Source organism: Halocynthiibacter namhaensis (assembly GCF_000812685.1).
GTDB lineage: Bacteria > Pseudomonadota > Alphaproteobacteria > Rhodobacterales > Rhodobacteraceae > Halocynthiibacter > Halocynthiibacter namhaensis.
The window spans coordinates 21278-35835 of record NZ_JWIF01000058.1 but is presented as its reverse complement, the minus strand read 5'-3'; the positions used below and the strand labels follow the sequence as shown (position 1 = coordinate 35835).

Here is a 14558-nt window from a genome sequence, read left to right as displayed (position 1 = left end):
GCGCTTGCAAATGACAGGCGCAACAGCTGTGGGGAATTTCAGATGTTAGCTGAAGGATCTGGGGCCTGTTTGAACCCTAGAAATCATGGCAGTTTACATCGTCGATCCAACACACCGCGGGAACAGTGCGCAGGCTGGTGACGATGAAATTGTCAAAGTTCACGGGATCCATCAACATATTGAACCGCGATGAGCTGAAGAAAGGCGTGTAATAGGTTGACGCCTCGACGATGATCGCATGGGTTTTATCCGCCAAGATTGGCAACTCGTCGCCACGTTCGTCGTTCAATGAGGCCGTTGTCCAGCCCGTGCGGCCCTTTGTAGCCTGCGACCAGATGACGTTGAAACGGTCTTCATCTGCGCTCCAGGAGATTTCGGTGACACGGATCCATGTAGGGTGAGGCGCGCTGATCAAGAAATCATAAATCGTGTTCAACCCGTTTAGATAACTCACATTCATTGGGTCAACTTTGCGCGTCACGAGATCGGACAGCGTATATGCAGCGCGTAGGTTCACATTTTGCGCGCGATAGGCGTTGAAAAACGAAAACATCCCGGCATAGGCCCAGATCAAGATCGGCAGGATAAGAACGGCCTCAACCGTGATGGTCCCTGAGGTGTCATGCGCGAATTTGCGAATTTGGTCGCGGCAATCGGCCCCGAATTGGGTGCAGTGGAATTTCAAGGTTTCAAGAATCTGCATTTTCGGGCTCGTTTACAAAAGCGGATGTTGCAATCAACGCATAATCGCCGGTGGTGGGGTGACGGGGCAGATCCATGACAAGACCTGTTCCGGGGAAGAAGGGATCAAATCTGACGCAGGCGCGAATGATCATCAATTCATTTTCATTGCCCACATCAAGGCTGCTTTCTGTCTGATCCGCTTCAACATCATAACATGTTGGCGCGACCGATAACGGGTTCCAGGTGACTTGATCCACAACGCGAAGTTCCAACAAGATCGTGCTTTCGCATTTCGCCCCCAATACGGTCCCGCGTTCGCAGATCAGTTCTTTTAACGTGTTGTGGAGATCGCCCAAATTGGCCGCATCCATGTTGGGAACCGTGCCCAGCCGTAAATCGCGTACGGTGATTTCCACGGCGCGATCCAACATAACTTGCCGGATCATCAGAACGCCGACCTCGACTGAGGACAACATGATCGACATGAACAGGGGAAACCACAGCACAAATTCAATGGTGGAAGACCCAGTTTCGTCAGTTCGGAAGCGGTGTATTAGATTTTGAAAATTCCGTATCACTGTGTCAGTCTCAGCTTGTTGATTTGGTTGGCAATCGTGTCAAAGGCGGCTGCCAGATCCTGATTGTTGACCTTAAAGAAATGCCCGCCACCAGGGGTTGCGCAATTGCGCATTGGCCCAGCTTGGCTTTCGGTGACCTCAACGCCAATGCTAAAGACCGTAATGCCATTGGCTTTCGCGACATCACAGATTTTTTGCAGCCGGTTGTTCGCATCCGTCGCTGTATAGGCGTTGATATGATAATCGCTGTAACGGCGGTTGGTTGAATAATCATAGACCCAAGTTTGGCCGCCGACCCGATCCCAGAAAGCATATTCACTGGGTGAATTATAGAACTGACGCCTTAAGCGATCATTTCCAACATTCTGACCATCGGTCATCAGGACGATGTATTTATCTGTCCAATATCCGCCCTCTGGGGGGGGGCTTCCCGATGTTGTCCATGATGCAGGTCGATTGCCAAACACGGTGTCGATGAAGGGCAGGCTGGTGCCATCTAAGTCATGCGTTGCTGAGCTGTCTTCGGACAGGCGTTCTATCATGGGTTGGGTGTCTGGTGACAGTAGAATTGTGCCCCATTTCATGCCCGTGTGGATGGCTGTGTTATGTCGGTTGACCAATTTGCTTAGAGCGTCTTTCAACAGCTCTCTGTTCTGGGAAATTGGGATGATCCGCTCGTAGGGTTGGCGGGGGCAACTGGGGTTTGCCAGGCCATGGGTTTGGGGGGCATCGTTCGCGCCGCGTGAATGAAGGGCGCGGTAAGAATACCCGTGCTGACCTTGGTAATAATCACGGCCACCTGCACTGGCGGGGGTTGCAACCAAGCCCGGAATGGCAAAATCGGCTTCGGTGAATTCTACGCAATGTGAAAAGTTGTGGCGTGGCGTCGGAGTGAGGTTCATCTGCCCCAAGATATGTGGGCCCGCGTTCACCTGCGCGGTGTAAGGTATCAGCGACATGGACACGCGATCAACGGATGCAGGGCGCAGTACGGAATCCACGAAAGATTGCCCAGCGGTGCGCAATGTCGCGATCTTTGTGCCCCGCATCGATCCCGAGATATCAACAACCAGCGAAATTTCGACATTGGTGATGCGTTCTTCTGCGCGACCTCGGGCAGACGCGCTGAGCTCATCTATGTTGATGCCCTCCCAGCTGAGGAACATTGTTGGCATCACGGCAGTGGCATCCGCAGTAACAGTTCGGTAACTGTTTTTTTCGTCGCCATCGACCGTCACTGTGCCCAGGTAGTCAGACATATTGGCCTTGGCAAAATAGTCACGCACAACGGTTTCGGGATCAAGCGGTTGGTCCAAATCCGCCGCAGCAAGAATAGCGCGATCCAGCGTGTTTTGCAGTCTGATCCGCGTGATTTCATGGCGCATAACATCAATGGCGATGCCAGACAGGACGACCATTAGAACAAATGCAAATAGGGAAAAAATAATCAGCGATCCGCTTTCATCGCGCCAGAAATTCTTGAGTGACCAATCATTGCGTGTGTTCAGGCGTTTAAAACGCCGTAACGCGCGAGTTGTGGTCGGAGCGGAATAGGTTTTGGTGGTGTGTAATTTGTTTTGCATCGAAATTCCCCTTTTAGAACAGGGGCAAGCCAGTTCTAAGTCGCACGTCGCTATAGCGCGATAATTGAACGACATAGATGTGGCCAAAGTTGGGCGTTGGGGCGTAATTTTGCAAATGGGGCGCTTTGATCCGTGAAATCGCGGCGATCTAAGCAGTTATGCGCCGAATGCGACGGAATTTCCCGCGAAAACGCGTTTTATACGCGACGAATTAATCAATCCGTCATAGTCTGATTGCACAAAAAACAGGCACTGATTCTAACAGTTGCCACAACAGTCTGTAAATGCGGCAAATGTAGCCGCCGGAGGTTTAGAATGAACGCAAACACTGGACATGCTCAAGAACCGAGCTTTCGCGAATCGGTTGATTTAATGTTTAACCGCGCGGTTGCGATAATGGATCTTCCACCGGGGCTCGAGCAGAAGATCCGTGTGTGTAACGCGACCTATACTGTTCGTTTCGGTGTGCGTCTGCGCGGGCAGATTCAAACCTTTACGGGGTATCGTTCCGTGCATTCTGAACACATGGAACCTGTGAAAGGTGGCATTCGCTACGCGAGTTCCGTGAACCAGGACGAAGTGGAAGCGCTTGCCGCTTTGATGACGTATAAATGTTCGCTGGTTGAGGCGCCTTTTGGCGGCTCGAAAGGTGGTCTCTGCATCAATCCACGTGATTATGAAGAACATGAGCTTGAATTGATCACCCGTCGTTTTGCTTACGAGCTGGCGAAACGCGACCTTATTCACCCATCCCAAAACGTTCCCGCGCCTGACATGGGCACTGGCGAACGTGAGATGGCTTGGATCGCCGATCAATACGCACGTATGAACACAACCGACATCAACGCCCGCGCTTGTGTGACAGGTAAGCCATTGAATGCAGGCGGTATTGCTGGCCGTGTTGAGGCAACCGGTCGTGGGGTTCAATATGGCTTGCAAGAATTTTTCCGCCACCCGGAAGACATGAAAATCGCGGGTCTGTCTGGTACGCTTGATGGTAAACGTGTGATCGTTCAAGGTCTTGGCAATGTGGGTTACCACGCGGCCAAATTCCTGTCTGAAGAAGATGGCTCGAAGATCACAGCTATCATCGAACGTGACGGTGGGATCTTCAATGATGACGGTCTCGATGTTGAAGCGGTCTATGCTTGGATCGGCGAAAACGGCGGCGTTAAGGGCTTCACAGGTGCCACTTATGTTGAAGATGGTGCGGAACTTCTGGAAAAAGAATGTGACATTCTGATCCCAGCAGCCCTTGAAGGGGTGATCCATCTTGGCAATGCTGAACGTGTGCAAGCGCCTTTGATCATTGAGGCTGCGAATGGCCCTGTCACGGCTGGTGCGGATGAAATTTTGCGCAATAAGGGCACAGTCATTATACCTGACATGTACGCAAACGCGGGCGGTGTGACCGTGTCTTACTTCGAGTGGGTGAAAAACCTGTCTCACATCCGTTTCGGTCGCATGCAGCGTCGTCAGGAAGAAACGCGGCACCAATTGGTGATCGACGAACTAGAGCGTCTTGATGATGCCATGGGGGAACGTTGGTCTATGACGCCGGACTTTAAGCAGAAATATCTGCGTGGTGCGGGCGAATTGGAACTTGTGCGTTCTGGGTTGGATGACACGATGCGTGCGGCTTATCAGTCCATGCGCGAGATGTGGCATTCCCGCGAAGAGGTGACTGATTTGCGCATGGCCGCCTATCTGGTCTCTATCGGTAAAGTCGCCGCAAGTTACCGCGCAAAAGGCTTGTAATTCGCTTTTATATGACCTTAGTTCCGGGGCATGTTATTTGCCCCGGAATACAGTTGCCATTGCGGCAAGCTTCGCGCCACAATCCATGATGTAACCCCCAGCACAGGCAATCTTGCCCGGTGCCATTGTTTGGATTGTCAGGCTTTTGCCATCTGGTTGACAGGGCAAGGCGGCGCAGATGTTCTTGATGAAAGTGGTGGGTCTGAGTTGTTCCAAACCCTTGCTTGGCGTCTGGATTTCACCCAAGGCAAAGACGAATATTTGCAAGCCATCCGACTTTCGCCCAAAGGTATGATCCGGTGGTACGCCAGCTGTTGCCATTCGCCCATCGCCAATATGATGGGGTCAAAATCCATGTCTTTAATCGGCATGCCAACCTGTGGTTTTCATGAAAACGCCATCGATAAGATGGGGCCTATGCGGGCGTCGATGTTTGCCAAAGCAGCGCGCAAAGGCAGCACTCCGCCGGATGATTTTGGATTTCTTCCGGTGATTTCGCGTATTCTTTGGCGTCAGCTGAAGGCAAAGATGCGTGCCAAAACCCGTTATTCGCCGTTCTGGACCGAGGCTGGCGAGACGATTGTCGCCCCTAAAATCTTGACGTTGGACGAACGCAAGGCCGTGACACCGAAGGTCTAAACCCGGCTGTTTCGTCACGCGACGGCACTCTCGCGTTGAAAAACGACATAACACGTCGTACCTGCCCATTGCATCCCCCTGCGTCGCCTGATTACCTGCTTTCGAAATCAAGGAGAAGATTCATGCGTTTTTCTGCATGGCAGGTTTTGAAAGAGGGTTTGACCGGAAATAAAGGTTGGACACCCCATTGGCGTAGCCCGGAACCAAAAGCCGAATATGACATTATCATTATTGGCGGCGGCGGGCATGGCCTGTCCACGGCCTATCACCTTGCTGCGAAATACGGCGGCAAACGCATCGCGGTGCTTGAAAAAGGCTATATCGGTGGCGGAAATGTGGGGCGCAACACGACGATTGTGCGCGCGAACTACTTTCTGAAAGGCAATTCGGAATTTTACAGCCATTCCCTAAAGCTTTGGGAACGCATGGAAAAAGACCTGAACTATAACGCGATGCATTCCCAGCGTGGCATTCTTAACCTGTTCCATTCCGATGGTCAGCGTGATGCGGCTGCACGGCGTGGCAATATGATGATCAACCAGGGTGATGATGCGATCTTGCTGGATCGCCAAGGCGTGCGCGAGATCGTTCCCTATCTTGACTACGACAACATCCGCTTCCCTGTTTATGGTGCGCTTTATCACAAACGCGGCGGCACAGCGCGCCATGATGCGGTGGCTTGGGGCTATGCCCGTGGTGCGGATCAGCGCGGCGTTGATATCATTCAGAACTGTGAAGTTACGGGAATCGACATCGAAAACGGCGTTGTCAAAGGCGTGCAAACCTCAAAAGGCCCGATCAAAGCCAAGAAAGTTGGCATGGTTGTGGCCGGGCGTTCCAGTCAAGTTGCGGCTATGGCGGGCATGCAGGTGCCGATTGAAAGCACCGTGCTGCAAGCCTTCGTGACTGAGGGTTTGAAGCCGGTTTTGGACAATGTCGTGACCTTCGGCATGGGCCATTTCTATATCAGTCAATCCGATAAGGGTGGCCTTGTGTTCGGTGGCGACATCGACATGTACGCAAGTTACGCCCAACGCGGCAACTTGCCGACCACTGAACATGTGGTGGAAGCCGCGATGACGCTTATGCCGATGATCGGTAAGGCGAAAATGCTGCGATCTTGGGGCGGTATCATGGATATGTCGCCGGATGGATCGCCTGTGATCGATAAAACCCATGTGGAAGGTCTGTATTTGAATTGCGGCTGGAATTATGGGGGTTTCAAAGCTGTGCCCGCCTCTGGCGATTGTTTTGCCCATCTCATGGCAAAGGATGAACCCCATCCCGTGGCTGCGAAATTCCGTCTTGATCGGTTCCGCACGGGGCAAAATATCTTGGATGAAGAAGGCTCTGGCAGCCAACACAACCTGCACTAAGGAGGGCAGAAAATGCGTATCAAATGTCCCCTCTGCGGGGAGCGCGACCGGCGCGAATTTTATTACCAAGGGGCCGCAATCGCCCTAAACCGCCCAGCACCTGATGCAGGTGATGAGGCTTGGAATGACTATATTCACAACCGCGAAAACCCAGCAGGTCGCACCAAAGACCTGTGGCACCACGAAGCTGGCTGTAGCGCCTGGCTTGTGGTTGAACGCAACACCGTGACCCATGAGATCTACGGCGTTGAGCTTGCGGAAGATGTGAAGCGAGGATCAAAAAATGCGGATTAATGGCAAGGGTCTGATTGACCGTTCCACCCCGATCTCTTTCAGCTTTGATGGCAAGAAGGTTCAGGGTTTTCAGGGAGATACCGTGGCATCTGCGGCATTGGCTGAGGGTCGCAAGATCTTTGGGCGCAGCTTCAAATATCACCGTCCACGTGGTGTGATGACCACCGGGTCCGAAGAGCCAAACGCGCTGGTGACCTTGCATTCAGGTGCAGCGCAAGACCCAAATATGCGTGCAACGACGCAGGAGATCTTTGAGGGCCTGCAAGTGCGCGGGCAAAACGCTTGGCCCTCTGTTGATCGTGATTTGATGGGGGTGAATGACTTGCTTGCGCCGTTCTTTGGCGCTGGTTTTTACTATAAAACCTTCATGTGGCCTGGTGCGCTTTGGGAAAAACTGTGGGAGCCGATGATCCGTCGCGCCGCAGGTCTTGGTGCGTTGTCTGGCGAACATGACACATCGCGCAATGAAAAGGCCTATGCTTTCTGTGATTTGCTGGTGATCGGTGCCGGGCCTGCGGGCTTGATGGCGGCTTTGACCGCTGCGCGCGCGGGTGCGGATGTGATTTTGGCCGATGAAGATGCACGTCTTGGCGGGCGTCTTTTGCTGGAAGACGAGGAAATCGAAGGCAAACCGGGCCATGTCTGGGCTGCGGATGTGACGGCGGAACTGATGGGCATGGACAATGTGCGCGTCATGACCCGCACGACCGTGACCGGCGCGTTTGATCAGGGCACTTATGGTGCGCTTGAACGCGTGGCGCAGCATGTTGCCGCGCCATCAAATGACACGCCACGTGAATGTTTCTGGCGCATTGTTGCCAAACGCGCGATCTTGGCTGCTGGCGCTTTGGAACGTTCCGTTGCCTTTGCAAACAACGACCGTCCGGGCATTATGATGGCGGGCGCTGTGCGCGGTTATCTGAACCGTTGGGGCGTTGCCGCAGGCCAGAAAGTTGCGGTCTTTGGCAATAATGACAACGCTTGGCGCACCGCGCGTGACTTGAAATCCGCCGGCGTTGATGTCGTCGCGATGATCGATAGTCGCAAAGATGCAACTGGTGAAGGCGACTTCCCAATCATCACTGGCGGCATGGTTTCTGACACCCGTGGGCGCAGTGGTCTGCGGGAAATCACTGTGCAATCTGCATCGGGTGATCAGAAGTTTGAAGTCGACTGTCTGGGCGTTTCTGGGGGTTGGAACCCGTCCGTGCATATGATGTGTCACATGAACGGGCGTCCCGCCTGGGATGAGGCCACGCAAAGCTTCCTGCCTGTTGATAACATGGTCCCAGGGCTGAAGGCTGTTGGATCTGCTGCTGGTAAATTCAGCACGCAAGCTGTGCTTGAAGATGCCCATGCAGAGGCGATTTCCGCCCTGTTGGATCTTGGTCTGACATCGGCTGACACCGTGATCCCCACTGCCGAAGATGGTGCGCATAACATCGAAGGTCTGTGGGAAGTGCCACATATCAGCAAGGGTTACAAACGCGCTTGGCTTGATTTTCAGAACGATGTGTCCACCAAGGATGTGCGTCAGGCGGCGAAGGAAAACTTTGCATCCGTTGAGCATATGAAGCGTTACACCACGCAGGGTATGGCACCGGATCAGGGCAAAAATTCCAACGTGAATGCGCTGGCGATTTTGGCCGACGCCACAGGTCGTGATATCCCGACAACCGGTACGACCACCTTCCGTCCACCCTATGTGCCTGTGTCTTTGGCGGCATTGGGGGCAGGGGCGCGCGGCAAGGGCTTTGCGCCTGAACGTTTTGTGACATCCCATCAGGCAACAGTTGACCGCAACGCCCCGATGATTGAGGCGGGCCTTTGGTATCGCCCCAGTTATTACCCACGTCCCGGTGAGAAAACCTGGCGTGACAGCTGTGATCGCGAAGTCAACATGGTGCGCAACGCGGTTGGCGTGACCGATGTGTCGACCCTGGGTAAGATCGATATTCAAGGCCCGGATGCCGGTAAATTCCTTGATTTCGTCTATATCAACATGTTCTCTACCCTGAAGGTTGGGCGTGTGCGTTACGGGTTGATGCTGCGTGAAGATGGTCACGTGATGGATGACGGCACCACCGCACGTATGGGGGAAAATCACTATGTGATGACCACCACAACGGCGGCGGCGGGGCAGGTGATGAAACACCTGGAATTCGTGCATCAGGTGCATTGCACCGACATGGATGTGCGCATGATTTCGACCACCGAACAATGGGCGCAATTCGCCGTTGCAGGGCCGAAGTCGCGTGAACTGCTGAACAGCATCTTGGACGAAAAAATTGACAACGAAAGCTGGCCCTTCATGGCTTGCGGTGAAGTCAGTTTGTCTGGCGTCAACGGGCGTTTGTTCCGCATCAGTTTCTCGGGTGAGCATGCTTATGAAATCGCCGTGCCATCGCGTTATGGCGACGCTTTGTTCCGCGATTTGGTCAGCCGTGCGGAAACGCTTGGCGGTGGTGTCTACGGGATGGAGGCCTTGAACGTTCTACGGATCGAGAAGGGCTTTATCACCCACGCCGAGATCCACGGGCGTGTCACTGCTTTCGACATTGGTATGGGTCGTATGGTGTCTGCCAAGAAAGATTGCATCGGTAAAACGGCGTCGCAACGGCCTGGTTTAAACCTTGATGAACGGGAACAACTGGTGGGTTTGAAACCGCTTGATGGCGCGCAACAACTCAGTTCCGGGGCGCATCTCTTCACCAAGGGCGACGCGCTCACGGCGGACAACAGCCAAGGTTATGTCACATCCGTGGGCTATTCGACCTCGCTTGAATGCTTCCTTGGCATGGGGTTCTTGGTCAATGGTCGGGCGCGCATTGGCGAACAGATCCAATTCATTGACCGTTTACGCGACATCATTACCACGGTTGAGGTCGTTGAACCCGTCGTGTTTGATCCAGAAGGAGGGCGCGCACGTGGCTGATTACATTGCAAAAACACCCTGTGACGGCTTGTTGCCACAGACCATCGGAAGCCTGACACTTACGGAAACCGCCGTCGACCGGATGACATCTTTCATGCCCTGGAAAGGGCGCGAAAAAACGGCATCCAAGGCGTTGAAAGCTGCCTGTGGCGTGGCTTTTCCTGGCCCGAATGAGACCAGCGCGTCAGGTGATGTGCAGGCCATCTGGACGGGACGGGGACAGTGTTTCATCCTTGGAGTGGAACTGCCAGACGGCCTTTCGGCTGAGGGGGCATTGACGGATCAATCCGATGCTTGGGCTGTGATGTCTTTGCGCGGAGACGCGGCAGTTGACGTGCTTGCGCGTCTTTGCCCGGTGGATCTGCGTGATGCAGCCTTTAAACCGGGTGATACGGTCCGTACGGAAATGCAGCATATGATGGTGTCGGTCACGCGGATGGACGATGGTTTTCAAATCATGGTCATGCGCAGTTTTGCCAAGACCGCCGTGCATGATCTGACCGAAACGATGAAAGCAATTGCCGCGCGCGCTTGAAGCGTGGTTGCGTCGCTTGCTGAAACATAACATAATCCGGGGCTGTAACTGCCTCGGATTTTGATCTGCCATGAGCCTCCCCCCCGGATTTCTCGAAGAACTGCGCACACGAAGTTCGCTTAGCCAAGTGGTTGGGCGTAAAGTCATGTGGGATGCGCGCAAATCCAATCAGGGCAAGGGTGATATGTGGGCGCCATGCCCTTTCCATCAGGAAAAAAGTGCGTCTTTTCATGTGGATGACCGCAAGGGGTTTTATTACTGCTTTGGCTGCCACGCCAAGGGCGATGCGATTTCTTTTGTGCGTGAAACCGAAAATGTAAGCTTCATGGAAGCGGTCGAGATCCTCGCGCGTGAAGCCGGCATGACCATGCCTGAACGTGATCCCCGCGCCCAAGAAAAAGCGGACCGGCGCACGGTTTTGATGACTGTGATGGAACAAGCTGTTCAGTTCTTTCGCTTGCAGTTGCGCACAAATCAAGGGGCTGCCGCGCGTGAATACCTCGAAAAACGAGGCCTTAGCCAAGACGCGCAGGACCGTTGGGAGATCGGATATGCCCCGGATGCACGCCAATCCATGTTGCAACATCTGCGTGATAAGGGGATCGATGATCAGCTGATTATCGATGCTGGCCTATGTGCGCGCCCGGATGATGGTGGTGCGCCTTATGACCGTTTTCGTGGGCGGATTATCTTTCCCATCCGCGACCATCGCGGTTTTGCGATTGCCTTTGGTGGCCGTGCAATGGACCCAAATGCACGCGCTAAGTATTTGAATTCACCGGAAACGATCCTGTTCGATAAGGGCCGCAGCCTGTTCAACGTCAAGGCGGCACGCGAAGCGGCGGGCAAGGGGCAACCTTTGATCGTTGCCGAAGGTTACATGGACGTGATCGCCCTGTCTGAGGCCGGATTTGGGGCCTGTGTTGCCCCGCTTGGCACCGCGATCACTGAGAACCAGTTGCAAATGCTTTGGCGCATTTCGCCTGAACCCGTGATCACGATGGATGGGGATACCGCTGGTCAACGTGCGGCCATGCGCCTTGTCGATCTGGCTTTGCCGGTGCTGGAGGCGGGCAAAAGTCTGCGGTTTTCGGTTATGCCCGAAGGCCAGGACCCTGATGATCTGTTGAAGGCGCAGGGGCCAGGCGCGATGCAGCATCTCATCGATACGGCCAAGCCCATGGTCAGTTTGCTGTGGCAGCGCGAGGTCGAAGGCAAGGTTTTTGACAGCCCCGAACGCAAGGCCGCTTTGGATAAGTCTTTCGCCGATGCGGTGGCCAAAATCGCGGATGAAAACATTCGCTATCATTACAGTAAAGAGCTGCGTGATCGCCGTTGGGATCTGTTTCGCCCTGTCCGTAAGGCATTTGAAAATAACATTTTTCGAATGGGTGCTGCAAAGAACGTATCTGCGTCGACCGGCACAAAAGACAGCAAACTCGCGACGAAAAACGCCCCGGCCTTTGCAATTTTGATCCGCGAAGCCTTTGTTTTTTCGGTTGCTTTGAAACGCCCAGATTTGGTCGTGAAACACATGGCGCAATTGGAACGGCGCGATTGCAACGACGTGTTCCACAGGCATCTTAAGGATGCGATTTTGCGCTATGCGGCAGATTTCATCGATGACCCAGAGGCGTTTTCAAATGAAATTAGCAACGCTGTGAACCCCGAGCCCCTTGAACCTCAGACGGCCTATCCCCAAGTTCTAATGGCGATCCGATTGGTTGAGAAAAATGAATCTCATGATCTGGCCGCCGCTTTTGAACAGGAATTGGCAAAACTATTGGCACAACAGGGTCATGAATTGGAACTTGCAGAGGCCCGTGAGGATGTCCTTGTGGATACCATCGGGGAGGGGCTGACATGGCGCCTTGGTCAGGCAACTGAGGAAGTGAACAGGGCCGCGCGCGGAGATACGGAAGACAGCACAGAATACTATCGGGCCGACAATGGCTTGGAACTTTCGAAGGATGAGCTGAAAGAACGCGACGCTCTTTTTGCCAATATCCGCTTTGAAGGCCCGCAAAAACGCAACTAAAGCACGCTGTGGTTACGAAGACGTAAAAGAATCACAGTAAACACCTTGCGAATCACCGCGTCACAGGTTTGATTCGGAACAAGCGAATCGTTTGATCGCGCCGACGGCCTTCCCACTGGGCCGTTTTTGCGTTCACAGCACTTTCAGGAGCCCCCATGGCCGCTAAAGACACCAACGACCAAAAGTCAGCAGACAAAGAAAACGCACATACACTTGATATGAGCCAGGCTGCCGTCAAAAAGATGATCGCTGAGGCGCGCGAAAAGGGCTATATCACTTACGACCAGCTGAACCAGGTTTTGCCACCTGAGCAGGTCTCTTCCGAACAAATCGAAGACGTGATGTCGATGTTGTCCGAAATGGGCATCAACATCATCGAGGACGAAGAGGAAGAAGAAGACAAAGGCACCACTGATTTGGTGGCCGCTGCGGGCAATCGTGAAGTTGCACTGGCGGAAACCGGCACCGAGAAACTGGATCGCACCGACGATCCTGTCCGCATGTATCTGCGCGAAATGGGCTCTGTTGAGTTGTTGTCACGCGAAGGCGAGATCGCGATTGCGAAACGCATCGAGGCCGGCCGCAAGACGATGATCTTGGGGCTTTGTGAAAGCCCGCTGACGTTCCAAGCGATCACAATTTGGCGTGACGAGCTTTTGTCAGAAGACATTCTTCTGCGTGACGTTATCGATTTGGAAACCACATTTGGCGACCATATGGGCGAAGATGAGGTGGAACCCGTTGTTGCGCCCGTTGTCGTGGGTGGCGTTACCCCTGAAAAGAAAGAAGCCCAGCCAGAAGTTGACGCTGACGGCAACCCGATCATCAACAACGACGATGATGACGATGAAGATGAACAGGCAAATATGTCTTTGGCCGCGATGGAAGCCGCGCTGAAGCCGAAGGTTCTGGAAACTCTCGACCTGATCGCGCGTGACTTTGCCTTGCTGTCAGATATGCAAGATTTGCGGATTTCTGCGACCTTGAACGAGGACGAAAGTTTTTCTGACAAGGATGAGGCGAAATACCAGAAACTGCGGTCTGAAATCGTTGAGCTGGTGAACGAATTGCACCTTCACAATGGTCGTATCGAAGCGCTGATTGACCAGTTGTACGGCATCAACCGTCGCATCATGTCCATCGACAGCAATCTTGTGAAATTGGCAGATCAGGCGCGCATCAACCGTCGTGAGTTCATCGAAGCGTATCGTGGCCGCGAACTTGATCCGACCTGGCTGGACGAGATGTCTGAAAAGCCGGGTCGTGGTTGGCAGGCGCTGATGGAACGTTCCAAAGGTAAAATTGAAGAATTGCGCGGCGACATGGCGCAGGTGGGCCAATATGTTGGTCTGGATATTCCTGAATATCGCCGCATTGTGCAGCAGGTTCAGAAGGGCGAAAAAGAAGCCCGTCAGGCCAAGAAAGAAATGGTCGAAGCCAATCTGCGTTTGGTTATTTCCATCGCGAAGAAATATACAAACCGCGGTCTGCAATTCCTTGATCTTATTCAGGAAGGCAACATCGGCCTGATGAAGGCGGTGGATAAATTTGAATACCGTCGCGGTTATAAATTCTCGACCTATGCGACGTGGTGGATCCGTCAGGCAATCACCCGTTCCATCGCGGATCAGGCCCGCACCATCCGTATCCCTGTGCATATGATCGAAACGATCAACAAACTTGTGCGCACTGGTCGTCAGATGCTGCATGAAATTGGCCGCGAACCAACACCTGAGGAATTGGCAGAAAAACTGCAAATGCCTTTGGAAAAAGTGCGCAAAGTGATGAAAATCGCCAAAGAGCCTATTTCCCTTGAGACCCCAATTGGTGACGAGGAAGACAGCCAACTTGGTGATTTCATTGAGGATAAGAATGCGACACTGCCTTTGGACAGCGCCATTCAAGAAAACCTCAAAGAAACCACAACGCGGGTTCTATCATCGCTGACCCCACGTGAAGAACGTGTCTTGCGGATGCGCTTTGGTATCGGCATGAACACCGACCACACCTTGGAAGAGGTGGGGCAACAGTTCAGCGTGACACGGGAACGTATTCGCCAGATCGAGGCGAAGGCGCTGCGGAAGCTGAAACACCCCAGCCGAAGCCGCAAGCTTCGCAGCTTCCTAGATCAGTAATTT

11 protein-coding genes are annotated in these 14558 nt (G+C 53.5%); 8 read left to right on the top strand and 3 right to left on the bottom strand.

All coding sequences use genetic code 11. The annotated features are described in order from the left end of the window. Positions 1-76: 76 nt before the first annotated feature. Genes RJ38_RS11400 through RJ38_RS11390 form a run of 3 tightly spaced genes read right to left on the bottom strand, consistent with a single transcriptional unit; the run spans position 77 to position 2845 of the window. Positions 77-703, bottom strand: coding sequence for a TadE/TadG family type IV pilus assembly protein (locus tag RJ38_RS11400; RefSeq protein WP_039019006.1), 627 nt, complete (start codon positions 701-703; stop codon positions 77-79). After that, positions 690-1262 carry a TadE/TadG family type IV pilus assembly protein gene (locus RJ38_RS11395; protein ID WP_052245346.1) on the bottom strand — a complete coding sequence of 191 codons (573 nt, stop codon included), beginning with the start codon at positions 1260-1262 and terminating at the stop codon, positions 690-692. Before RJ38_RS11395 ends, RJ38_RS11400 begins: the two co-directional genes overlap by 14 nt. Further along, the gene (locus tag RJ38_RS11390) at positions 1259-2845 is read right to left on the bottom strand and encodes a TadE/TadG family type IV pilus assembly protein (RefSeq protein ID WP_039019005.1); all 1587 of its coding nucleotides are present in this window, start codon (positions 2843-2845) and stop codon (positions 1259-1261) included. Before RJ38_RS11390 ends, RJ38_RS11395 begins: the two co-directional genes overlap by 4 nt. Before the next feature lie 315 nt (positions 2846-3160). On the opposite strand from RJ38_RS11390, the gene RJ38_RS11385 reads away from it, so the two are divergent. The 8 genes from RJ38_RS11385 (at position 3161) to rpoD (ending at position 14555) form a co-directional block, all read left to right on the top strand. After that, positions 3161-4603, top strand: coding sequence for a Glu/Leu/Phe/Val family dehydrogenase (locus tag RJ38_RS11385; RefSeq protein ID WP_039019004.1), 1443 nt, complete (start codon positions 3161-3163; stop codon positions 4601-4603). Between the two features lie 30 nt (positions 4604-4633). Next, a complete protein-coding gene (locus RJ38_RS11380; RefSeq protein ID WP_052245345.1) occupies positions 4634-5242 on the top strand; it encodes a DUF6151 family protein in 609 nt (202 codons plus the stop codon). A 122-nt stretch (positions 5243-5364) separates the two neighbouring features. Beyond that, complete coding sequence (locus tag RJ38_RS11375) at positions 5365-6618, top strand: sarcosine oxidase subunit beta family protein (protein WP_039019003.1); 1254 nt, start codon at positions 5365-5367, stop codon at positions 6616-6618. A gap of 12 nt (positions 6619-6630) precedes the next feature. Further along, on the top strand, positions 6631-6912 hold the full coding sequence (locus RJ38_RS11370) for a sarcosine oxidase subunit delta (RefSeq protein ID WP_039019002.1): 282 nt from the start codon (positions 6631-6633) through the stop codon (positions 6910-6912). Beyond that, the gene (locus RJ38_RS11365; RefSeq protein WP_039019001.1) at positions 6902-9847 is read left to right on the top strand and encodes a sarcosine oxidase subunit alpha family protein; all 2946 of its coding nucleotides are present in this window, start codon (positions 6902-6904) and stop codon (positions 9845-9847) included. Before RJ38_RS11370 ends, RJ38_RS11365 begins: the two co-directional genes overlap by 11 nt. After that, a complete protein-coding gene (locus RJ38_RS11360; protein WP_039019000.1) occupies positions 9840-10382 on the top strand; it encodes a sarcosine oxidase subunit gamma in 543 nt (180 codons plus the stop codon). The genes RJ38_RS11365 and RJ38_RS11360 overlap by 8 nt, the downstream gene beginning before the upstream one ends. A gap of 70 nt (positions 10383-10452) precedes the next feature. Next, on the top strand, positions 10453-12420 hold the full coding sequence (dnaG, locus tag RJ38_RS11355) for a DNA primase (protein ID WP_039018999.1): 1968 nt from the start codon (positions 10453-10455) through the stop codon (positions 12418-12420). A 155-nt stretch (positions 12421-12575) separates the two neighbouring features. Beyond that, complete coding sequence (gene rpoD, locus RJ38_RS11350; protein ID WP_039018998.1) at positions 12576-14555, top strand: RNA polymerase sigma factor RpoD; 1980 nt, start codon at positions 12576-12578, stop codon at positions 14553-14555. Positions 14556-14558 lie beyond the last annotated feature (3 nt).

Bases quoted from the DNA above. Each gene is read 5' to 3' on its own strand.
- RJ38_RS11370 (WP_039019002.1), top strand. From the start codon at position 6,631: ATGCGTATCAAATGTCCCCTCTGCGGGGAGCGCGACCGGCGCGAATTT.
- RJ38_RS11390 (WP_039019005.1), bottom strand. From the start codon at position 2,845: ATGCAAAACAAATTACACACCACCAAAACCTATTCCGCTCCGACCACA.
- RJ38_RS11380 (WP_052245345.1), top strand. From the start codon at position 4,634: ATGTTATTTGCCCCGGAATACAGTTGCCATTGCGGCAAGCTTCGCGCC.
- RJ38_RS11400 (WP_039019006.1), bottom strand. From the start codon at position 703: ATGCAGATTCTTGAAACCTTGAAATTCCACTGCACCCAATTCGGGGCC.
- RJ38_RS11375 (WP_039019003.1), top strand. From the start codon at position 5,365: ATGCGTTTTTCTGCATGGCAGGTTTTGAAAGAGGGTTTGACCGGAAAT.
- rpoD (WP_039018998.1), top strand. From the start codon at position 12,576: ATGGCCGCTAAAGACACCAACGACCAAAAGTCAGCAGACAAAGAAAAC.
- dnaG (WP_039018999.1), top strand. From the start codon at position 10,453: ATGAGCCTCCCCCCCGGATTTCTCGAAGAACTGCGCACACGAAGTTCG.
- RJ38_RS11385 (WP_039019004.1), top strand. From the start codon at position 3,161: ATGAACGCAAACACTGGACATGCTCAAGAACCGAGCTTTCGCGAATCG.
- RJ38_RS11365 (WP_039019001.1), top strand. From the start codon at position 6,902: ATGCGGATTAATGGCAAGGGTCTGATTGACCGTTCCACCCCGATCTCT.